A 21,533-nucleotide genomic window follows, 5' to 3' on the forward strand; every position below is an offset into this window, starting at 1 on the left:
CCTTTGAAAAAATAAGGAAAGCTGTTTGAATTTTTAGGTTTTACATAGTATGATAGGTGAGATAAGAGAAATGGAGGAACTCCTGTGAGTACGATCTACGATGAAGCGATCAAACGATTAAAACATGAAAATATTCGTATTACACCGCAGCGAGTAGCGATATTAGAGTTTTTAGCCAGTCACGATGCCCATCCGACCGCTGAAGAGATTTATCGAGCGATTGAAGTTCATTTTCCTGGTATTAGTGTCGCAACGGTATACAATAACTTACGTTTGTTCACAGAAATTGGCTTTGTAAAAGAAATGAATTATGGAGATGCCTCCAGTCGTTTTGATTTTACAACGGAGCCTCATTATCATGCTATCTGCCAAAAGTGTGGAAAGATCGCTGATTTTTACTATCCAGGATTGGAAGATGTCGAAATGGCGGCTTCGAAATTAACTGGGTATCAAATAAATAACCATCGACTAGAAGTTTATGGTCTATGTCCCGAATGCCAAGTGAAAGAGGAGGAAACAAAATGAAGATAATTTCTACAGATCAAGCACCACAAGCAATCGGTCCTTATGTTCAAGCAAAAATCGCAAACGGCTTTTTGTTTGCTTCTGGTCAAGTGCCATTAGATCCTGTTTCGGGGGAAGTTGTCGGTACGACGATTGAAGTACAGACTCAGCAAGTATTGAAAAATATCAACGCGATTCTTGAAGCGGCGGAACTTACGCCAGATGACATCGTTAAGACGACATGTTTTTTAAAAAATATGAATGATTTCGTTCCTTTCAATAATACCTATAGCACATTGTTCAATGAAGAGTTACCTGCACGTTCTGCTGTAGAAGTTGCCCGCTTGCCAAAAGATGTTTTGGTTGAAGTTGAGATCATCGCAGCAGTCAAAGAAAAAGCGTAACCAAGAATGAATCGTGGGACGTCCGCCTTTGCGTCGTCCCCTTTTTATTGGATCGATCCTGGACCAAAGGATCATAGAGTTTCAGGTGAATCAAGGAGAAGAGGATACAGTATGGTTTCGTTAAAGGACTATTTAGCAAAAGGGCAAACAACGATATCAAATTTGCTTTTAGAAAATTACCATCATCTTGGATTGACAAATGACGAATTTTTGTTATGGCTGCAGTTGTATCGCAGTCATGAGCAAGGAAATGATTTCCCTGATTTACGTGAGATTGCCTCTGTGATGGGGAGTGATCAAAAAGAAATTTATCATTGGTTAAATCAATTACTTAAAAAAGATGTACTGCGAATGGAATCAAAAAAAGATGCTGCCGGAAAAATGGTTGATTATTATGATTTCACAGGAATCTATGACCGTTTAGAATTTCTCTTGACACAGCAATCGAAAAATGAGGCAGTAGAATCAAATGAAGAAAAAATCCGTGGGTTATATCGCTTGTTTGAAGGCGAGTTTGGTCGGCCATTGTCAGCAATCGAATACCAGCGGATCGGGCAGTGGTTGGATGAGGACCATTACGATCCGGAACTGATTCAGTTTGCTTTGCGAGAAGCGGTTTTGAATCAGGCTTATAGCTTAAATTACATCGATCGTATCTTACTTTCTTGGGAACGTAAGAATATCACGTCGAAAGCGCAAGTTGAGGAAGAACAAAAAAGAAGAAAAAAACAATTTCTTCAAAATGAGAGTATTTCACAGGAAGAAGGGCCAATGCCTAAAATCCCTATGCATAATTGGTTAGAAGGAGAGTAATAGACAAGGAGTTCAAATAGTCCTATGATCAGCAAAGAAAAAACAATGATCGCCATCGAAACAATGTACGAGATGTTTCCCGAAGCGCATGGTGAATTGGTATCCAAAAATGCGTTTGAATTATTGATCGCAGTCATTTTAAGTGCGCAAGCAACAGATGTCTCGGTAAATAAAGTCACCCCGGCACTTTTTGAGGCTTATCCTACACCGCAAGCTTTGAGCGAAGCACCTTTAGAAGATGTGATTGCAAAAATCAAGTCGATCGGTCTGTATCGAAACAAGGCAAAAAATATCAAAGCTTGTGCTTCGGAACTATTGCTACGTTTTGGTGGTGAAGTGCCGAAAACAAGAGAAGATTTGGTTTCTTTGCCAGGTGTCGGCAGAAAAACTGCGAATGTGGTACTTGGTGATGCCTATGGGATACCGGCAATCGCTGTCGATACCCACGTCGAACGGGTGTCAAAAAGATTGCGCATTTGTAAATTAGATGCCAATGTACTAGAAGTTGAACAAACGTTGATGAAAAAGATTCCCGAACCATTATGGGTCAAAACCCACCATACGATGATTTTCTTTGGCCGTTATCATTGTACCGCGAGGGCGCCAAAGTGTGAGATTTGCCCGTTGTTGGCGATGTGCCAAGAAGGAAAGCTTCGCATGAAGGGGAAGAAAACCATTTAATGGTGAACATAGACCAAAAGTATCTAGGATCAAGACGCTAAGCGAAATCGCTTAGCGTTTTTTTTTGCACAAATTGATAAAAAACAGGTAATTAACGTAATACCCTTTATTAAAGCCCTTTCAAGTAACTGGAAAAACATAAGCTTACTGAATTTTTTTGATTACACCACTCAAAATCAGGTGTTTTTTCACAAATAGATCGTGTGAGGGGTGATGCTCGATGCGAAATGAACCTTCCAATACGCCTTTTTTTTGAAACTATTTGTAAGCTTAGTATGATGGGCTTCTTTCGCAAAATTTTTACCCTTTCTTTTTATAAAAATGCTTATTTTTGGTCAATAAAAAGGAATATTAATAAGAAAATTCACCCATTGGTGAAAAATAATATTTCAAATCTGTGAAAATCATCAGTATAGTGAACTTTGTCAAAAGTTATAAGTCTTTCTCTGCTATTTTACGAATGACAGAAAAAGCGTTGCACAGTTCAAATGATTCTAAAACGATCTCAAAATCATTTTTGTTAACGGGTCTTAGGCAAACGCTGTCTTGAAAAGATCACTTATAAGACGTGGCAAGTATAGAGGAGGAGGGAGAATGAAAGGAGAAAAGGTATGGAAATTAGTTCGTATGGTTCTGTTTTGCACTCTTTTTTATGTGATAACTATTTCTACGGCAGCGGTGAATGCTCAGGAAGTGCAGTCGGTTGAAACAGAAAGCTCTGTGCTCTTTACCGGTGTTTATGAGCCTATTGGGCAACCCGAACCAGCACCGCCAGCAGGCCCTACAGAGAATATATCGCCACCAAACAAGGTAGCAAAACCAGGTGGTATTTTACCAAAGACCAACGAGACAAGAACTTACGGCGTAATCTTTCTTGGATTACTGCTTGTACTGGTTGTATTGTATGTGCAATATACCAAACATCGATCAAAATTTGTGATGGTTAAAAAGAAAAGACAAATAATTTGAAAGCAGGGATGAATTTGAAATTCGTACGATTTGCATCGGCAGCTGTTTTAGCTGCAACTTTATTTACTATTAGCGCGGAAGCCTTCGCTACTGAGAGTGTAACAAACCATGATACAGAAGGGAAAGTTCTCTTTGTACCAAACGATAGCGAAGCGACAGTAGTTCAACCACCAAATCCTGGTCCTAATGGTCCAGATGTAGAGATCAATCCAGTCGGCCCGGAAGGACAAACGGGACCATTGACCATTGCTTACGCACCTACACTTAATTTCGGTGAGCAAGTGATTTCTAATACCGATCAAGAATATAAGCTAGTGGCTGAATTACACAAGCTAAAAGACGCGGAAGATAGTGAAGAAAGAGTTCCTTATGTTTCATTTGCCCAAGTCCAAGATACGCGTGGGACAAATGCTGGTTGGGATTTAAAAGTTTCCTTAAGTGCTTTTGAATCAGGAACACAGAATAATGAACTGACTGGAGCAAGAATTCGTTTTAATTCGCCAAAATTGGAATATAACGGAAGCAACCAAGAAAATGAGCCACAAATTCATGCGGATGGATTGATTTTAGATGCTACAAATAGTGAACGTTCGGTTCTGACCGCTGCTCAAACAAAAGGTGCTGGCGTATCGTCAGTCGTTTGGGGCGATCAGGAAGAAATCAATCGACAAGTAGAAGCAGGTGCAGAGGTTGTTGAAAATGCTGGAATTGAGTTACTTGTTCCTGGATCAACAGCAAAAGACGCTGCTCTTTATGAAGCAACTCTTACTTGGACTTTGGCTGCAACAGCTGGACCGGACGGAGAAACGGTTCAGTAACTTGGTTTTGTACTGAATAAAAAAAGAAAGAAGGAACTAGAAATGAAAAAGATTCGTTTAGCTACGGTCGCTGTATTATCCACCACTTTACTAGCAGGAGGCGTTCAAGCCTTTGCCCAATCTTCATTAGAAACGACTACCGATAACGTTGTAGGGTTTACCTCAGACGGAAGCGATCTAACAGTGGTACAACCGCCAGTCGTGCACCCAGAAGTAGAAACAATCGAACCAACACCGCCAGGACAAACGGGCCCATTTACCATTGCTTATGCACCACAAACATTCGATTTTGGTCAGAATGCTATTTCTACCAGTGATCGTTGGTATTCAATCGTTGCTGATGAGCGTAATTTGGCTGATCAATCAGGGACGACACCGTACGTATCGTTTGCCCAAGTGCAAGATACCCGAGGAACGCATGCTGGTTGGACATTAAATGTTAGTCTAACTGATTTTACTTCTGAATCAGGAGATGTCTTGACTGGGGCAAAAATCAAGTTGGCAAACCCTGAAATCGTGTTCAACAAAGGCGAGGGTGATCGAGACTTACAGCCAAGTGCCGTTATCAATAATGAAGAACAAAATGCGTTGATCCTAGATGTCAACGATCAAGACATTCCTGTCATGCGTGCTTCGGTCGGTCAAGGCGCGGGCGCTTCATCGATTTACTGGGGAGATCAGGAAAAATTGACGGAACAAAATCTTAATAAACAAGAAGGCGAAATTATCAGAAATGATGATATTCAACTATTTGTACCAGGCTCTACCACGCAGCTAGCAACTAACTATACTGCGGAAATGACATGGACGCTAACTGCTTCTGTTGATAGTGGCGGCGAAACAGTAAATCCGTAAGAAGGATCATAGCTTGCAACAAGAAACAACTGGCAGGAATAGTAAATTATTCCTGCCTTTTTTGGAAGGAGAACCACTTTTGACTGAACAACGTATGAGAATGAAATGGATAAAAACGGTTACCTGTGCGGTCATCCTACTATCATTCTTTTTTTCACCAAGAATGAGCTATGCTCAGACAGAATCAGAATTAAACTTTTATGTGACGCCTATCTTACCGGAAAGTCAGCTGGAAGGAGGGGCGTTGGGGTATTTCGATTTAAATCTTGGGGCAGGAGAACGTGATGAATTGGCTTTAGAGATCGAAAATGGTTCTGATCAAGCGATCGAAATAGAAATTTCTGCCCATACGGCATTTACGAATGTGAATGGTGTTGTGGAATATGGCAGGGATGCAGAATCCCCTGATCCGACTTTACCTGCATCAATTGATGAACTGGTAGAGGTGCCTGAAACCGTATTGTTCGATCCATTAGAAAAACGAATCATTTCTTTACCGATTACGATGCCGGAAGAGGAATTCAAAGGGGTTTTGGCAGGTGGCATTCGAATCAAAGAGGTTATTTCGGAAGAGGAGCAAACACAATCTGCTGAAGAAGGATTAGGTATTCGGAATGCATTTTCCTATGTCATTGGTGTGGTAGTAAGCAACAATCGGTCCGCAACGGATCCGGGATTGGAACTGCTTGATGTTTTTGCCGATCAAGTAAACTACCGAAACGTATTTAGTGCTGTTATCCAAAATTATACAGCAACATTTGTCAATCAATTGGAAGTAACAGCTGAAATTCGTTCTGTTGGTGGTGAGACGATCTTATATGAAACAAGTCAATCATCTATGCAAATGGCTCCTAATTCACATATGCATTTCCCAATTCCCTTGGATGGCGATCGTTTTCGTAATGGGGAGTATGTATTGAATCTTACTGCGCGGTCAGGAGAGGAAGAGTGGTCTTGGGAACAGATATTTAGCGTAGAGGCAGAAGATGCTCGCCGCTTAAATGAACTCGATGTCACTGTAGATACGTCACTCAATTGGTGGATGATCGCCACGGCTGGTCTAATCAGCTTGCTTCTAATTATTGCGATCATCCTAATTGTTCATAAGAAAAAAAATGCAAAGGAAGGTGGGAAAAGTTGAAATGAAGAATACCCCGCACAAGGTAATAATTGCGATCATTATTGGATTACTAAGTGTGCAAACTTTTTTTCCAAGTCTGAGCAGTATCCTATTGCCGGAAATCCACGCCATCGATCACACGATTGAACCGTTGGATGAAACGCAGAATATGTCCTTGCTTGATAAAGCAACACAACCGATCCAAACAAAAGAATTTGACATCCATAACCCTTTTTTTCAGTTTCCAGTTAGTGTGATTGAAGGTGTCGTGGATCAACCGATCGACGTTTTCGTCGTATCAAGCCAACCTTTAAATGAGATTACGCTAGTTGTAGCGAAAGAAGCAGCGATCGTGGAAGAAGAATTTGCTGCAGAAGTGAAGAATAAGAAGCTGTCTGAAGAAGAACAGGAATGGACGCTTACCTTTGATGAAGAGCTAATGGAGTTCGAGATTCCTATCGTCTTTAATAAAATAGGCGATTATCGACTTTTTATAGGTGAAGCGGAACTAACGATCGAAGTACAGGCAGAAGATGACGGGGAAGAGGACTTGGATGATGATGCAGATAATGAAACGATCGAGACAGAGGTCTCACCATCAGACACGCCGCAGGAAGGGAAACGAACCACGCAACCTCCTAATGACGCGAACCTAAATGAGAATCAGCAAGACACAGAAGCTGACCAAGCAGAAGCAATTGCCCAATTGACAGAACCGGTCACACCGTTAGACGAAATCAGTCATCGGGATGTTTCCAACTGGCAAGAGTTTATGGCGGCAATCGTGAATAGAGAAGTAAATTATATCAATATCGTAAATGACTTTGAATCATCAAACAATCCTACTCAAGGAGTTTCCGGAGTGGCTGCGGGAAGTGCAACTTCCAACCCGTCGAATGGGGTAGCCTATATTTGGACCAATGCTTCTGGAATTTCGAGAACGCTTGTGATCGAAGGCAATGGGTATCAAATCGACTTTAGAGCTGTTGCTGTCGGATTTTATGATAGTACCGTCAATAGTGCATCGCCGTGGGATATCACGTACCAAAATATCGATATCGTTCATGGCAACTATTATGGCTTCATGAATTTTACAAATATGAGTATTCCGCAACAAAATCTATCCAGAATGCGTTACCACAATTTAACCAACGCGGGCAATCAGTTGATCCACTCGTTAGCGACACCTGTTATTATGTCTGGCGAAGTAATATCGCATCAAACTCCGACATATACTTCCAGATCTGGACGTGTGCAAACGATCAATGCAACCAACCAAGCAAATATGGAAGTAACACAATTGGAAATTCTTGATAACGCAACAGTTGACATGTCGACAATAAATTCCGGCAATATCTATTTATATTATGCAACGGGGCGTATGACTATTGGCAATGATGCAAAGATGTCTCTGCGTGCAGCTGGAACAGCCGGTGAGGCTTTTGGAGCAAATATTTATATAGCGAATGGACGGATCAATATCGGTAATCGATCAGAGCTTCATTTGACTGCCCGAGCCAACTCCCCCGCAATCAGTATGTATGCTAGCGGCGCCCACTTTGAAATGTCTGAGGATAGCAAAGTGGTAATCAAAGCTGATGGACGTACCACAAGCCTCAATGGATGGGGCTATAACATTATCTACATGGGTGCTGGAAGCACGATGCTTATTGGAAATAAAAGCAGTGTCGAAATTGATGCAGTGAATCAAGGGACCACCACCTCCGGAGTGATCCATGTAGCCGGTGCCGCCACATTTATTGTTGCTAAAGAAGGAGTCTTGGATATTAAGTCGGACGGAACCAATCCCTCTCATTCCTTGATGACATTTTTGAGCTCGGCCTCAACCTTCACTTTTGCGGATGCACAACGCATCAATTTAGAGAAAACAAGGGCGGTTACCGGAAATGCAGCAAATAGTAGCCTTATTTCGATTTCCGGCAGCGGCGGGCTATTAGATGTGGATATTCAAGCTGCGAAGCAATGGCGGCATGGAAACTTGACGGAGGAACCAGACTTCAGTTGGAGTCCAATCTTCAATTTAAAAGTGAATTTTGCCTCTACCTTGTCATCGATTTCGAATGTTTCTTCCATCTCACAAGAGATCGTTGATCATTTTCGCGCGAATTTTACCACAAGAGCACAACGTATCCTATTTGAATATATTCCAGATGTCGAGGTTCATTTAGAACCATTAACGGAAGACCCGGCACTGGAAGGCTCAAGAATCATTAAGGGAAAAGCCACACCTTATAGTGTGATTCGTTTTGACGGAGATCCAGCGATTCCCGCACCGCAACTGCAATCACCCTCTTTTGATGATAACAGCTTGTTTCATCTTCAAGCAGATGCCAATGGTGATTTCAGCTTGACCTTAGCCGAGGGGGATCGGTTTACAAAACATAATACGGTGACGGCTTACGCTTTCTTAAATGGAAAATTTGATACAGCTGAAACAGTTGTTCAAGAGATTGCCACAATGAATCCACGAGATCCGATCGCGCCAGATATTGAAGTGAATCCAGAAAATAAACCGGATATACCAGAACATTTAGGGTTTATCAGTATCGATTTCATCTCCCAGTATAGCTTTGGAGATGTATCAATAAGTGCAGATACCAAACAGTACAAGGCATTGCCACAACGTCTTAGCAGTGCTGATGGCTCAGTAACTGAGGAACGGCCAAATTACGTGCAGATTTCTGACCGGCGCGCTCAATTTACCGGCTGGGAATTAAACGCGACATTATCCGCTGCAGGATTTCGTAATGATCGAGGAGAAGAACTTCGGGGTGCACGAATTATTTTAGAAAATGCAGTTATGCTGACGAATGCCGCCAATTCAGCAATTCCTCCCACTTATAGTGAATCAATGATCCTTGATCCTGGGGTACCCGCTTTGATCGCTGAAGCGGATGCAAATGAAGGAAGCGGTACCTGGATTCAGCGCTACGGGGATATGGGGACGATGGGGGATAGTGTCAAACTTGAAGTACCCATTGGATCAAATCCGCGTAACATGACCTATCAAGCAACGATTGAATGGGAGTTAAGTTTTGTCCCATCTACCGAATGATCGATGCTCAATCTTATCAAATGGAAGCTGTTGACGCCTATGACAGCTTCCATTCTTGATAGGAAGACAGTGAGTAAATCGGTTGAAAAGCAGTGGATTTTAACGCTTTTTTATGGTAGATCACGCTGCTGAGCAAAATCTGCTTAAGCTGGCTAAATCAATCGTTTGCTTCAAAAATAATCGCGAAGATACAGAGTTCACCTAAACTCGTGCAAAAACTATTCAAGCAACTTTGAATCAGTTCGTCAGGTTTTGATCAAAACCAATGATGCCGGCTGAAACAAGAGAAAGGAAACTGTATGAAGAGTAGAAAAAAGAAGTCATATTTAACATTATTCAGTGCTGGGATTTTAGCAAGCCAACTTTTTGTTTCTCCCGTATTACTGGCGAAAGAAAGCCCTCAGCCTGATAACTATTCAGAAAATACAAATGCCGAACAGCAACTTGATGACCAAGATTCATCGGCAGCAGAAGACCAAGAAAGTCAAGAAGACGTCAGCAAAGAGCAAACGGAGGACTCGACCGAGTTATCCTCCGAATCAAATGAACCGCTTATGGATTCAGAAACAGCAGATACCGTTGTAGAATCTCTTGATTCGTCTGAAGAATCAGACTCAACACAAACGACCGAGTCAGCGGAAACGACCGAACTAGAGGAATCAGAGTCCAAGGAACCTTCCGAGGAAGAGGAAAAAAAAGATGCTGAAACGGACGATCTAGAAATAGAAACAGAGAACAAGCCAAAAGAGACCGACTTGATTGATGAGTCATTGGCACCAAAAGAAAATGAAATTTCAACTGAGAGCAACGAAAATACTGAAAATGCAAAAAAAGAGGAGCCGAAAACACCTCCGATTATTGCACCTGAGCAAGTAATAAACCCTGTCGTTCAATCACCAGATGCTACTTCTGACTTGAAAAATTCTTTTTATGATGGACGTACCATTGATTTATCAGAGAGTTTTCGGGCAGCAAAGATCGCTGATTCGAATCTGTTAGATTTCACCTTGCCGATATTAGCTGATTATGATGCGCAATGGCAAGCGGCATTCGTCTACGAGATCATCGGGCAAATTGGTGAACTAGAAGAACCATTGACGATGGACGAATGGATCAATGAACGGATCAAAGCGGTGATAAAAGGAGAAGCTAGCTGGATAGAAAAAGAACAGCAGGTTGAACAATTACAACCGGGGGATCTTTTATATGACGCAAATAAGTTAATCGGTATCTACCTCGCAGATGGTTACCAAGCAAGTTTAGTGACAAATCAAGAAGAGCCAACGAAAACTGCCATCGAAGTTCAGCGGGTTTCTATCGAAGAGCCGCTATCGATCAGACGGCTATCAAATCCTGAATTGGCTACATATGGCGAAAAGCTAGTTACTGAATATCCAGCCCCTTACGAATTTACAGTGAATCAAAAGACCCAGACGTTTATTGAAACATTGGCACAAGAAGCCCAAAGCTTAGGGCAAGAATACGATGTCTTTGCTTCTGTATTGATCGCGCAAGCGATCCTTGAAAGCGGCAGTGGCGACAGCGGGCTTTCCAGCAGTCCCCATTATAACCTTTTTGGGATCAAAGGCAGTTATCAAGGAAACAGCGTGACTTTACCAACAATGGAAGATAAAGGCAACGGAGAACTATTCCAAATTCAAGCCGCTTTTCGTTCCTATTCAAGTTATCGAGATTCCATGGCTGATTATGTCAAATTGATTCGCGGAGGAATCACTGGAAATCCAACCTTTTATCAAGACGTGTGGCGCTCTGAATCAAAAAACTATCTTCGGGCAGCAGATGCTTTGACGGGCACTTATGCGACCGATGTTAATTATAGTAAAAAAATCAATTCACTGATTGCGGTCTATGGATTGACGCAATATGACCAAGTGATCGCAACAGAAACAGGCTTGTTTATCCAAAGGAAAGAACAAATTCCAGAAGAGTATCGCTCCCTCATGACATTTCGAGAATACAACGGTCGTGACTACAATCTTTCTGGTTCGTATCCTGTTGGACAATGTACTTGGTATGTGTTCAATCGCGTGAGTCAATTAGGAGGTCAAGTAGATGACTACATGGGAAATGGTGGTCAATGGGGCAATACCGGACGACGTTTAGGTTACAACGTCAGTCAAACGCCTAAAGCAGGCAGTATGATCTCTTTTGCACCTGGAACAGCTGGATCTGATCCTCGTTATGGGCATGTCGCTTTTGTTGAAGCCGTTGGTCCAAATGGTATTTTGGTTTCAGAAGGAAATGTCTATGGTGGAACCACAATCTCTTATCGCGTGATCAGCAATGAATTGGCGCACTCATCAAGTGTTTCATATATTATGCCAAAATAAGGATGGAGGGCTGGCAATATGAGTAAAAGGCATAGACAAATAGGTCTTCCTATCAGCGGTATCTTTTTGATGGTCCTTTTGCTTATTGCGTTTCTTCAGCCGTATCGACTGGCGTTAGTCAGAGGAACGTCCATGCTGCCGACGATCGAGGATCGACAAGTTGTGCTGATCCATAAAAAGCGCCAGCCAAATCGCTATCAGCTGATCGCTTTCGAACAGGAAGGGAAATTTTTGATCAAGAGAGTGATTGGTGTGCCGGGAGATTCCTTCGTTCGTACACAGGAGCGTTTATTGATTGGGGCGGAGGATACTGACTTTGATTTTTCATTTATGATCACTGTGAAGGATGAAGCCTTTGAGGCGTTGCCGATTCGGGGGTACCTCAAAGAAGATGAGTACTTTGTCGTTGGCGATGCACTGCTCACTTCAAGTGATAGTAGAGAATTTGGAATCATTTCAAGTAAAACCTTTTATGGTGTGGTGATCACGTTCTTCTGACACATCAGCTTCTTGAAAGGAAGCTTGCGATGATTCATTTCTTGCAACATATCAACGAGACTAAGTTTGTATCAAAAGGGATGAATAAAACGAATTTTAGTTTTGATGGAAGGAAGAGACTGTGATTTTTATTTATATTGGGATGATACTGCTTGCCATTGGAGCAGGTAGTATCATCGGTTGGCGATTGTATCGAGAATATTTATTAAGAAAAGTTGAAAAGCAGCTGTCGTCAGATGCTTTAGCCAAAAGGAAACTTCGTTTATTTAAGCACAACCTGCGTAGTGGGCACTTGCTAATTGTATTGGGCTGCAGTAGTGCCATAATCGTAAGTGTCTTGCTATTAACAGTTTTTCAACTGACAGGCGGCATTCATTTGCAAAAGCTGCAAGAAGAAACCAGTCAATTGAAAGAGGAAGTCTTCGCGCTAAGAACTGAGCAAACGGAATGGATGCGTATGCCGATTTTTGCTTATCCTGAGAACGGCTTTGCTTTTGAAGCGATTGATTGGGAGCATTTACTCGTATCCAATGATCGTGAGGCACAGTTTGCAGCTGAATATGAGTTGGCCTATCAGTTATCACCATATCTAGGCCGCACTGTAGCGATGATTTTTGTTGATCAGCCCTTGCAAGAAATCTCGATTGTTCTATCTAGCAAATTACCATCAATTGATGACTTAAACGGATGGGAAGAAAATTTTTCTCGTCTACTACATGATATGCAGAACGTTCCCTTGATCACCCAAGGAACCTTCTCTGTTCAATTTTCCAAGGATTCTGATCAGTCCTTTGAGCAGACGATCATTCGTGACGAGAATGGATTTTGGACCCTTTTAGAACGCAGCTTTCCAAACACTGACGCTCAAGAAGTAGCTAATAACGAGGGGAGCGAAAGCATATCCTCTACTCCTCGAACGGATCAAAGTGAAACGATCAATACAAATGAACAAAAAGGCAGTGTGAAAAATTAATGATGAAAAAGAAAAACAAAGGTTTGTTTTCTGTCCAAAAGCTAATGGATGAAGTAAATCAATTATCCATAGAAGAGTTGAATGAATTTGAGGAGACAAATCAAGAAGAGGGAATCATTGAGGATCAAGGGTTCGCAAAGGCTACGCCTGAAAAAAAAGAGAAAGGAACCAATCGACAAGCGGACAATGAACCCCCTAAAACCCAGAAAGAAACAGCGAAACCTGTCGCACAGACTTTAGCAAAACCGATTTCTCAGCAAAGAGTGTCTGTTGATCAACAGACAGATCAAAGTGTCAAAAAGATAGCAGTGCAGCAAAAATCCTCTGGGAACCGTGATAACCACGCCAAGGATAGTCAACTCGTTGAAGATAAAGGAGAACGTATGGAGAAAGAATTGAGTATAAACCAGACACATCAGCAAGAGTCAGAAGAACAAGAAAAGGATCATATGATTGAAAATTTATCTTTTGAAATTAAAGAATTGATTTTAGAAAACGAGCAACTACAGGAAGAAAAAAAGCAGTTAAAAAAACAGCAGAAGGTAGTGGCTCAACAAGAAGCAGAGGCAAAAGAATTAAAAGCTTCGCTAGTAGAAGCGAATAAGAAAGTCAAAGACCTAGAAGAACAGATTACAAAAGTAGATACAGAAAAACTTGAAGCACAGATCCAGCAATTAGAAGCTAAGTTAGCTGTTCAGCAAGAAAAAGAGCAAAAAGAGAAACAAAATTACGAAAAGGAACGCGCTGAATGGATGTTGAAGCGGCAAGAAATCCAGCAGTTGCAAGAAGTAATTGCTGATTTGAAACAGCAATTGGCAGAAAAAGAAGAGCTTGCAGCAAAAGTTTCAACTAGCGAATCAAATGAAGAAGTCGCAGAGCTTCAGGCGAAGATCGAAGCACTACGGGAAGAAAATGCAACCCTACAAATCGAAAACGAGCAGTTCCAAACAGAAATCAGTGAGGTTTTAGTCTTTGCTAGAAGAAAAGCAAATCGCACGATTCAAGAAGCGAAGATCGAATCTGAACGAATGATCCGTACGACAGAAATGCGAATCGATGGCATTCATGATCGTGCCAAGGAGATTCTTTTTGAAGTGAACGAGACAAAAGAAAATGTGATTCATTTGTTTGACGATCTGCATAATCAAGTTTATCAGCTTTCAGATAAAAAATTGCTTTTTGAAGAGCTTGAAAAGTAAGCTTCTACATTTATATGGTCGTTAGTAAAAAAAACAGTAGATCAAAATCTGATCTACTGTTTTTCACTATTCTCAGTTATTCGGAGTTACCATCATTTGGTTCTGGTGGATCCGGCGGTGAGGAAGGATTTTCTTCACTGCTGGAAGGCGTTGTTGAGCCAGGATCCTGACTAGAAGCAGGAGGTGTAACGATCGAAGATGAATCATCCTCATCAGGTGTTGTCACTGGGGGTGTCACTTCGCTTGATGATTCTGTTGTACTTGATGGTGTTGCTTCACTACTTTCTGTAGAAGGTGTCGTCGGTTCAACGTACGAACTACTGCTGGACGAACTTGGTGCTGAATAGCTTGGCTGCGTGTATGTCCCTTCAAGATAAAGCTCTCTTCCGATCCGTGTCAGTCCATCTGGCATTGTCCAGTCCGTGTTTTCTACAGAAGCAGAAACATAGCGCATCAATTCACGATAGACATCAGAAGCCACATGGGTACTGCTATCAGTGATCGGTGTCATTTTGTCGTTGTATCCGGTCCATACCGCCAATGAATAGGAGGGAGTATAGCCGGCAAAAGTAATATCCGGATAAGCACCGTTTGATGTATCCAGTTGTGCTAGCTGGTCATCGGTGTAATTGGAAGTTCCCGTTTTCCCTGCTTGGTATAACCCATCGATTTGCGCATTGGTCCCAGTACCGACAGAAATAACATCTTTCAAAATATCGGTCACCATATAAGCCGTCGTATCATCCATTGCTTCTTGACCATCAACTTTAAAGGATTCTTCATCTTCGGTCCCATCTTGCATGACGATTTTGTTGACGTACTGAGGTTCATAATAGGTGCCACCGTTTGAAAAAGCAGCATAAGCAGCGGCCATTTTCAGGCTGGAGATCCCATATTTTGTGCCATCTAATTTATCCGTATTGCTAGAAATCGCATTAGATTGAGTAATCGTGTGGTATTCGATACCCAACCCGCTAAGAAAGTCGGCGATATTATCCGCGCCAACTTCATCAAACAATTTCACTGCTGGTACATTTCTGGATTCTGCTAAAGCAGTTCGAAGCGTGATATTGCCCATATATTGGCGATCCCAGTTGTACACAGGAATATCGGTTCCTTTATAAGTATAAGGTTCATCTAAAATCATTCTACCGGTAGAGTCTTGTAGAAATTGGAAGGCAGGGCCGTAGTCTGTGATCGGTTTAACGGTCGATCCAAAGTCCCGAGCGACGTTGACAGCCAGGTTGTTTGCTAGAACGTCATCAACGTTGCGGGCACCAATTTGAGCCGTGACTTTGCCCGTATTGACATCAACTAAAGTAGCGGCAACTTGCATCTTGTCGTCTGGATAATTAACATAGTCATCGCTGTTGACGATGTCATATAACCGTTTTTGTGCATCGATATCGACATTGGTGTAAATATCTAAACCATCGGTATAAACATCTTTGCCGGTTTTTTCTTTAACTTCTGCGATCACTTCGTTGAAGTAATTATCAAAGTATTTCCACTCTTGGTTTTCTCGCGGGTTTTCTTGCAATCCTTCTTGAATATCTTCGGCAACGGCCGCATCATATTCCGCTTGCGTGATTTTCTCGTTTTCAAGCATTGCGCCTAAAACCACATCTCGACGACTTTTCGCATTATCAGGATGAGCGAAAGGATCAAACGCAGAAGGGGCATTTGGTAAACCAGCAATCAAAGCGGTTTGCGCTAGGTCTAGTTCAGCCAAAGGTTTGCCGTAAAACTTCATAGCAGCTGTTTGCATTCCATAAACCCCGTTGGACATATATACCTTATTAATATAGTAAGTCAAAATTTCCTGCTTTGATTTGGTTTGTTCAAGCCGAACCGCCATCCAAGCTTCTTGTGCTTTTCTTCGTAACGTTTGATCTTCGGCGCTGGTAGAAAAGAAGGACAGCTTGATCAATTGCTGAGTCAACGTACTTCCGCCTTGCATACCGCCGGTTGTGGCATTGGATAATGCAGAACCAACGATTCGGATCGGATCGACCCCGATATGCTGATAGAACCGACGATCTTCGACAGAGACGATCGCATCTTCCAGCAGTTGGGGAATCTCACTTGCGGTGATTTTTTCTCTCGTTTCACTTCCGAATTCAGTGATCAATTCACCGTTGGAGGCATAAAAGCGCGAAGAAACAGTCGAATCCAAACGTGTTTCATCAAGTGCTGGTGCATCTTTGGCGTACCACCAAAACAGCCCCATTCCTGATAAAATCCCGATACAGCCTAAGAAAAATAGGCCCATAAACACTTTTAAAAGAATACTCCCAATACTTCGTTTGCCTTTGGCTTTAGGGGGCTTTGGTGCTTTTTTAGCAGTGCCTTTCTTAGAATCATGCCGAGAGGTCCTCGATTGTGATTCATTTGCCATACTCATCATTCTCCTTCATCGTTAAAAATTGATCAACTGCTTTTAAATAGGGAATACGCGGCGCAATAGTGGGGATGATTTCGATCCCATTGGTTTCGATATAGGCCAACGTCATTGATTTTTTTCCCGTTTCCTTTTGCAGGTGCCACTGAGAAACTAAGCACTTGCTATCTAGAAAAAAGCAGCGTTGTAGACTAGAAAACCATAAAAGAACAAAACATAATCCCGCTTGTTCCAAACAGTCTTCCATATGCTTGATTTGGTGTGGATGAAAATTTTTAAAGGGAAATGACGTTTTGTTTTGAGTCTCTTTCGCTTCAAAGTCGATATATTGCCCTTGATAAACCCCATTGTAGTCGGTGGTAGAGGCCTCTCGAAAGTAGGCTTCTTTGATTACGGCGGCGCTTCTTCTCGGATAATCTACCTTGACGATTTGAACTGGTGTCGGTTTCTTATGAATGACCGCAAGTTTGCGATTTAAATAATAAAGGTTGCTTTCATTGATCGCTTCTTCAAAACGCATCCCACGATTGGCATACGTTTTTGGCTTTATTAGTTTTTCTTGCATTTTTTGTTTTTTGCCGTCATCATAGGTAGTAGATTGTCCATTCGGGTAACGAATAACCATGTTGTTCACACTCCTAGGCAACATTATACCAAAAAGTCGTTTGGAAAGAAAAGAGATGACCAGAGAAACAATGAAAACCTTATACTTTACTGGCTATCGTAATTATGAATTAGGTGTCTTTCAAGCAAAAGATCCCAAGATTGCAGTTATTAAGAAAGTAATAATGTCGGCATTGACCAATTATGTCGAAGAAGGGCTAGAATGGCTCTTGATCAGCGGGAATCTTGGAGCAGAGCTGTGGTGTGCCGAAGCCATTGAACAATTAAAACAAACATACCCGGAACTGAAACTAGGAATTATTTTTCCTTTTGAAGGGTTTGGTGAAAATTGGAACGAAACGAATCAACAGGCACTGCAAACAGCGAAGTCATTTGCCGATTATGTCAATGCCACCAGCCATAAGCCTTACCAAGACCCCAGTCAATTAAGAAATCACACAGCGTTTTTACTGGAGCATACTGAAGGTGCACTTGTGTTATATGATGACGAATTTCCAGGAAAACCTAATTATTTCTTAAGAGATGCGAAAGCCTATAGTGAGCAAAATCCCTACTTTATTCATCAAATAACAATGGATGATTTACAAAACGCAACATTTGATAGTAATTTACTTTGATTTTCGTATATTTTTTGATAGAATGGTCTAGAAAGTGAAAACCATTTGGAATAAACAATGAGGTGTAAATAATGGCAAATTTAATTTATAGTCCAAAAGATATTCTGCAACAAGAATTCAAAACAAAAATGCGTGGATATGATCCAGTGGAAGTGGACGAGTTTTTAGATAATATCATTAAAGACTACGAAAGCTACAATAAAGAGATCTTAGCCCTGCAAGAAGAAAACGATCGTCTGACAGCGAAAATCGATCAATTGTCGAAAAACCAAGCAATCGCTTCTCGTGTTCAACAAGAAGCACCGAAAAGCCAAACAGTCACAAATTTTGATATTTTAAAACGTTTGTCTAATCTTGAAAAAGAAGTGTTTGGCAAAAAGCTTGATCGTGAATCAGAACCTGTCACTCGTTCTTCTTCATACAACAGCAACTATACAAATGCTGATTTTGAAGACGACAACGAAAAAACCCGTCAATTCTAATGTAGAAAAGATAGTTGTGATTTTCGGGTAATTGCGGCATAACTCGATTATGCTGAGGAAAGTCCATGCTCGCACAAGCTGAGACGCTTGTAGTGTTCGTGCCTAGCGAAACCATAAGCTAGGGTACTTGAGAAAGTAACGGCAGGAAAAATGGCTAAGGTGCAAGCTATGCCAAAGTATCCTTGAAAGTGCCACAGTGACGAAGCAAGCCGGGAAACCGTCTTGGTGGAACGCGGTAAACCCCTCGAGCGAGCAACCCAAACAATGGTAGGGGCACTTTTTGCACGGAAATGAACGGAGCAAGAAGGCAAGTAATTGCAGATAGATAATTACCCAGTGTTTTCTTCTCCCTGAGGAAAATACGGACAAAACATGGCTTATAGAAAATCACAACCTATCAGGGAATCCTTCCAGCAACGGAAGGTTTTTTTATACCAAGAAGGAGAGCGTTATGACTAAAAAAACATTTAATTGTATTGCCACCGCTGCGAGCGGTTTAGAAGCACTAGTGGGCAAAGAATTACGGGATTTAGGGATCGAGTGTGAGGTTGAAAACGGCCGAGCGCGCTTTAAAGGGACAATGGAGACCATTGCTACCGCGAACTTGTGGCTCCGTACAGCCGACCGTATCAAAATCGTCGTTGGGGAATTTGACGTATTGACTTTCGATCAGCTGTTTGAAGAAGTTAAAGCGTTACCGTGGGAAGACTTTTTACCGTTAGACGCTGAATTTCCAGTAGCCGGAAAATCAATCAAATCAAAATTGTATAGTGTACCTGACTGCCAAGCGATCACCAAAAAAGCAATCGTCAATCGCTTAAGAGAAGTATATCATCGTCCGGCAAGTGTGCCGCTGACTGAAACTGGCGCTTTTTTCCAATTAGAAGTCGCTTTATTGAAAGACCATGCGATGATCACATTGGATACGACTGGCCCTAGTTTGTTTAAACGCGGCTATCGTTTAGAAAAAGGGGGCGCACCTCTGAAAGAAAACATGGCTGCGGCTTTAGTGATGCTGACAAATTGGTACAAAGACAAGCCTTTTGTCGATCCCGTTTGTGGATCAGGCACATTGTGTATTGAAGCAGCTTTGATCGGCCATAATATCGCCCCTGGATTTAATCGGGAATTTGTTTGCGAAACGTGGGATTGGTTCCCAGCAGAAGTATTTGAAAAAGTACGGAAAGAAGCAGATGAAGCAGCAGATTATGATGTCGAATTAGATATTACCGGTTCGGATATCAATGGTCGAATGATTGAGATCGCCCGCCGGAATGCGGAAGAAATCGGTCTAGGAGACTCGATCACCTTCAAACAACAAGCTGTTAAAGACTTTAAAACAGAAAAAGAGTATGGTGTCGTTGTGGCTAACCCTCCTTATGGCGAACGCTTAGGGGAAGAAGAGTCTGTTCAGCGACTGTATCAAGAAATGGGCCAAGTGTTTCGACCGCTTAAAACCTGGAGTAAATACTTTTTGACCAGTGACTTGACTTTTGAGACCCATTACGGCGAAAAAGCGACAAAAAAACGCAAATTATACAACGGTGCGATTCGTACCGATCTCTTCCAATACTGGGGACAACGTCCGCCACGCAAAAAGGAGTTTGCTGAATGAAAGAACAAGAATTTCTGAAAGAATTAAAAGAAATCGATCTATTACAACAAGCAATGGGGATCTTAGGCTGGGACAATCAAACCGGGATGCCAGAAAAAGCCAGTGATTACCGGGCGGAAGTTGACAGCTATTTATATGGCCTCTATTTTGACAAAAAAATTGGAGAGCCGATCCAAGAAGCAATCAGCTATTTTGGGAAACACCCAGAAGAATTATCAGAAGTTGGGAAAGCGGCTTATCAGCTAGTCAAAGAAGAGTATGAATTGCAAAAAGATGTACCAAATGAGTTGGCGATGGCGGCTTCCGCAGCAACGTCAAAAGCACATACTGCTTGGCTCAAAGCCCGTAAAGAAAAAGATTTTTCTTTATTTAAAGACGCACTTTCTGAAAATATTCGCTTGACGAAAGAATTGATTCCTTATTGGAAGAAGAATGAGCTGACAAACTATGATGTGTTGTTAAACCAATACGAACCAAATATGACGGTTGAGATCTTGGATAATGTTTTCTCACAAGTGAGAGACGGTATCATGGATATTCGTCGTCAATTGGCTGAAAAAGGAACAGCACCAGATACTTCGATCCTGTCACGTAAGATGACCGAAGCGCAGCAACGTAAATTTATCTCAAAAGTGATTGCCGACTTAGGCTATGACTTTTCTCGCGGCCGCTTGGATAATACGGTCCACCCATTTGCTACGGGGATCAATCACAACGATGTGCGTTTGACTACTCGTTGGAGCGAAAACGATTTTTCAATGGGACTATTCGGTGTAATTCATGAAGCCGGACATGGAATGTACGAGCAAAATATTGACGAAAAATACGAAGGAACACCGGTTCATGAAGGAGCGTCTATGGGGATCCACGAATCTCAATCGCTTTTTAATGAAATCATTATCGGCAGTAATCGCAATTTCTGGGCCAAGCAATACCCATTTTTCCAAGAATGTGCGGAAGGCTCGTTTGATGATGTGTCTTTTGACACCTTCTATGATTCTTTGAAGCATTCTAAAGCCAGCTTGATCCGTATTGAAGCTGACAGTTTGACTTACGTAATCCATATCATTATTCGTTACGAGATCGAAAAAATGATCTTTAACGAAACAGTATCGATCGATGAACTGCCGAAAATCTGGAATGACAAATACGAGGAATATTTAGGGATTCGTCCAGAGAATGACCTTGAAGGAATCTTACAAGATGTTCATTGGTCAGGTTCCAGCTTTGGTTATTTCCCATCCTATGCGTTAGGGTATATGTATGCCGCGCAATTACTGCATGCGATGGAAAAAGAAATCAATGTCGATGAAGTGTTGGCTTCAGATGATTATTCACCGATTCGTAAATGGCTGACTGAAAATATCCATCAATATGGGGCATCAAAGAAACCAAATGAATTGATTTTAGATGCAACGGATGAATTATTGAATCCTCAATATCTATTAGACTATTTACGTAAGATCTATTTTAGTGTCTATAAAATCAGCGAGACGCAAGATTTCGCTTAAAAGAAACGAGTGAAAAGAAGCT

19 protein-coding genes and 1 other RNA gene are annotated in these 21,533 nt (G+C 41.7%); 18 read left to right on the forward strand and 2 right to left on the reverse strand.

All coding sequences use genetic code 11. The annotated features are described in order from the left end of the window. Positions 1 to 84: 84 nt before the first annotated feature. The 13 genes from IGJ12_RS08180 (at position 85) to IGJ12_RS08240 (ending at position 14,261) form a co-directional block, all read left to right on the forward strand. Positions 85 to 525: a Fur family transcriptional regulator gene (locus IGJ12_RS08180; protein ID WP_005226158.1), complete on the forward strand. Its 441-nt coding sequence runs from the start codon at positions 85 to 87 to the stop codon at positions 523 to 525. After that, positions 522 to 908 carry a RidA family protein gene (locus IGJ12_RS08185; protein ID WP_005236057.1) on the forward strand — a complete coding sequence of 129 codons (387 nt, stop codon included), beginning with the start codon at positions 522 to 524 and terminating at the stop codon, positions 906 to 908. Before IGJ12_RS08180 ends, IGJ12_RS08185 begins: the two co-directional genes overlap by 4 nt. Before the next feature lie 111 nt (positions 909 to 1,019). Then, entirely contained in the window at positions 1,020 to 1,721 is a 702-nt protein-coding gene (locus IGJ12_RS08190; RefSeq protein ID WP_016611727.1) for a DnaD domain protein, read from the forward strand. A gap of 24 nt (positions 1,722 to 1,745) precedes the next feature. Beyond that, entirely contained in the window at positions 1,746 to 2,402 is a 657-nt protein-coding gene (gene nth, locus IGJ12_RS08195) for an endonuclease III (protein ID WP_005236053.1), read from the forward strand. Between the two features lie 594 nt (positions 2,403 to 2,996). Then, positions 2,997 to 3,371: an LPXTG cell wall anchor domain-containing protein gene (locus IGJ12_RS08200; RefSeq protein ID WP_430619554.1), complete on the forward strand. Its 375-nt coding sequence runs from the start codon at positions 2,997 to 2,999 to the stop codon at positions 3,369 to 3,371. Between the two features lie 14 nt (positions 3,372 to 3,385). Beyond that, positions 3,386 to 4,189 carry a WxL domain-containing protein gene (locus IGJ12_RS08205; protein WP_008379814.1) on the forward strand — a complete coding sequence of 268 codons (804 nt, stop codon included), beginning with the start codon at positions 3,386 to 3,388 and terminating at the stop codon, positions 4,187 to 4,189. A gap of 42 nt (positions 4,190 to 4,231) precedes the next feature. Then, the gene (locus IGJ12_RS08210; protein ID WP_061054154.1) at positions 4,232 to 5,044 is read left to right on the forward strand and encodes a WxL domain-containing protein; all 813 of its coding nucleotides are present in this window, start codon (positions 4,232 to 4,234) and stop codon (positions 5,042 to 5,044) included. Between the two features lie 13 nt (positions 5,045 to 5,057). Beyond that, on the forward strand, positions 5,058 to 6,185 hold the full coding sequence (locus tag IGJ12_RS08215) for a DUF916 and DUF3324 domain-containing protein (protein WP_016611732.1): 1,128 nt from the start codon (positions 5,058 to 5,060) through the stop codon (positions 6,183 to 6,185). 1 nt (position 6,186) lies between these two features. Continuing rightward, complete coding sequence (locus tag IGJ12_RS08220) at positions 6,187 to 9,240, forward strand: pectate lyase-like adhesive domain-containing protein (RefSeq protein ID WP_430619555.1); 3,054 nt, start codon at positions 6,187 to 6,189, stop codon at positions 9,238 to 9,240. A 299-nt stretch (positions 9,241 to 9,539) separates the two neighbouring features. Continuing rightward, entirely contained in the window at positions 9,540 to 11,591 is a 2,052-nt protein-coding gene (locus IGJ12_RS08225) for a glucosaminidase domain-containing protein (RefSeq protein WP_430619556.1), read from the forward strand. An 18-nt stretch (positions 11,592 to 11,609) separates the two neighbouring features. Next, a complete protein-coding gene (gene lepB, locus IGJ12_RS08230) occupies positions 11,610 to 12,089 on the forward strand; it encodes a signal peptidase I (RefSeq protein ID WP_061054158.1) in 480 nt (159 codons plus the stop codon). A 121-nt stretch (positions 12,090 to 12,210) separates the two neighbouring features. After that, entirely contained in the window at positions 12,211 to 13,062 is an 852-nt protein-coding gene (locus IGJ12_RS08235; RefSeq protein WP_430619557.1) for a hypothetical protein, read from the forward strand. Further along, positions 13,062 to 14,261, forward strand: a complete 1,200-nt coding sequence (locus tag IGJ12_RS08240) for a hypothetical protein (RefSeq protein ID WP_430619558.1) — start codon at positions 13,062 to 13,064, stop codon at positions 14,259 to 14,261. Before IGJ12_RS08235 ends, IGJ12_RS08240 begins: the two co-directional genes overlap by 1 nt. Positions 14,262 to 14,337: 76 nt before the next feature. On the opposite strand, the gene IGJ12_RS08245 is transcribed toward IGJ12_RS08240, so the two are convergent. Then, on the reverse strand, positions 14,338 to 16,659 hold the full coding sequence (locus IGJ12_RS08245; protein ID WP_429947588.1) for a PBP1A family penicillin-binding protein: 2,322 nt from the start codon (positions 16,657 to 16,659) through the stop codon (positions 14,338 to 14,340). Next, positions 16,649 to 17,287 (reverse strand): Holliday junction resolvase RecU, encoded by a 639-nt coding sequence (recU, locus tag IGJ12_RS08250; protein ID WP_008379833.1) that lies wholly within the window; start codon positions 17,285 to 17,287, stop codon positions 16,649 to 16,651. Before recU ends, IGJ12_RS08245 begins: the two co-directional genes overlap by 11 nt. Before the next feature lie 70 nt (positions 17,288 to 17,357). On the opposite strand from recU, the gene IGJ12_RS08255 reads away from it, so the two are divergent. The 5 genes from IGJ12_RS08255 to IGJ12_RS08275 all read left to right on the forward strand — a co-directional run bounded on the left by IGJ12_RS08255 (position 17,358) and on the right by IGJ12_RS08275 (position 21,511). After that, entirely contained in the window at positions 17,358 to 17,903 is a 546-nt protein-coding gene (locus tag IGJ12_RS08255; protein ID WP_008379834.1) for a DUF1273 domain-containing protein, read from the forward strand. Between the two features lie 71 nt (positions 17,904 to 17,974). Beyond that, positions 17,975 to 18,385 (forward strand): cell division regulator GpsB, encoded by a 411-nt coding sequence (gpsB, locus tag IGJ12_RS08260; protein ID WP_005226142.1) that lies wholly within the window; start codon positions 17,975 to 17,977, stop codon positions 18,383 to 18,385. A gap of 19 nt (positions 18,386 to 18,404) precedes the next feature. After that, positions 18,405 to 18,770, forward strand: an RNA gene (gene rnpB / locus IGJ12_RS08265) — RNase P RNA component class B. A 66-nt stretch (positions 18,771 to 18,836) separates the two neighbouring features. Further along, positions 18,837 to 20,000, forward strand: coding sequence for a THUMP domain-containing class I SAM-dependent RNA methyltransferase (locus IGJ12_RS08270; protein WP_061054161.1), 1,164 nt, complete (start codon positions 18,837 to 18,839; stop codon positions 19,998 to 20,000). After that, on the forward strand, positions 19,997 to 21,511 hold the full coding sequence (locus IGJ12_RS08275; RefSeq protein ID WP_005236028.1) for a carboxypeptidase M32: 1,515 nt from the start codon (positions 19,997 to 19,999) through the stop codon (positions 21,509 to 21,511). Before IGJ12_RS08270 ends, IGJ12_RS08275 begins: the two co-directional genes overlap by 4 nt. Positions 21,512 to 21,533 lie beyond the last annotated feature (22 nt).

This window comes from Enterococcus sp. DIV0802b, from assembly GCF_050543535.1.
Classification (GTDB): Bacteria; Bacillota; Bacilli; order Lactobacillales; family Enterococcaceae; genus Enterococcus_D; species Enterococcus_D entomosocium.

Bases quoted from the DNA above. Each gene is read 5' to 3' on its own strand.
- IGJ12_RS08185 (WP_005236057.1), top strand. From the start codon at position 522: ATGAAGATAATTTCTACAGATCAAGCACCACAAGCAATCGGTCCTTAT.
- IGJ12_RS08190 (WP_016611727.1), top strand. From the start codon at position 1,020: ATGGTTTCGTTAAAGGACTATTTAGCAAAAGGGCAAACAACGATATCA.
- nth (WP_005236053.1), top strand. From the start codon at position 1,746: ATGATCAGCAAAGAAAAAACAATGATCGCCATCGAAACAATGTACGAG.
- IGJ12_RS08200 (WP_430619554.1), top strand. From the start codon at position 2,997: ATGAAAGGAGAAAAGGTATGGAAATTAGTTCGTATGGTTCTGTTTTGC.
- IGJ12_RS08210 (WP_061054154.1), top strand. From the start codon at position 4,232: ATGAAAAAGATTCGTTTAGCTACGGTCGCTGTATTATCCACCACTTTA.
- IGJ12_RS08220 (WP_430619555.1), top strand. From the start codon at position 6,187: ATGAAGAATACCCCGCACAAGGTAATAATTGCGATCATTATTGGATTA.
- IGJ12_RS08225 (WP_430619556.1), top strand. From the start codon at position 9,540: ATGAAGAGTAGAAAAAAGAAGTCATATTTAACATTATTCAGTGCTGGG.
- lepB (WP_061054158.1), top strand. From the start codon at position 11,610: ATGAGTAAAAGGCATAGACAAATAGGTCTTCCTATCAGCGGTATCTTT.
- IGJ12_RS08240 (WP_430619558.1), top strand. From the start codon at position 13,062: ATGATGAAAAAGAAAAACAAAGGTTTGTTTTCTGTCCAAAAGCTAATG.
- IGJ12_RS08245 (WP_429947588.1), bottom strand. From the start codon at position 16,659: ATGGCAAATGAATCACAATCGAGGACCTCTCGGCATGATTCTAAGAAA.
- recU (WP_008379833.1), bottom strand. From the start codon at position 17,287: ATGGTTATTCGTTACCCGAATGGACAATCTACTACCTATGATGACGGC.
- IGJ12_RS08255 (WP_008379834.1), top strand. From the start codon at position 17,358: ATGAAAACCTTATACTTTACTGGCTATCGTAATTATGAATTAGGTGTC.
- gpsB (WP_005226142.1), top strand. From the start codon at position 17,975: ATGGCAAATTTAATTTATAGTCCAAAAGATATTCTGCAACAAGAATTC.
- IGJ12_RS08270 (WP_061054161.1), top strand. From the start codon at position 18,837: ATGACTAAAAAAACATTTAATTGTATTGCCACCGCTGCGAGCGGTTTA.
- IGJ12_RS08275 (WP_005236028.1), top strand. From the start codon at position 19,997: ATGAAAGAACAAGAATTTCTGAAAGAATTAAAAGAAATCGATCTATTA.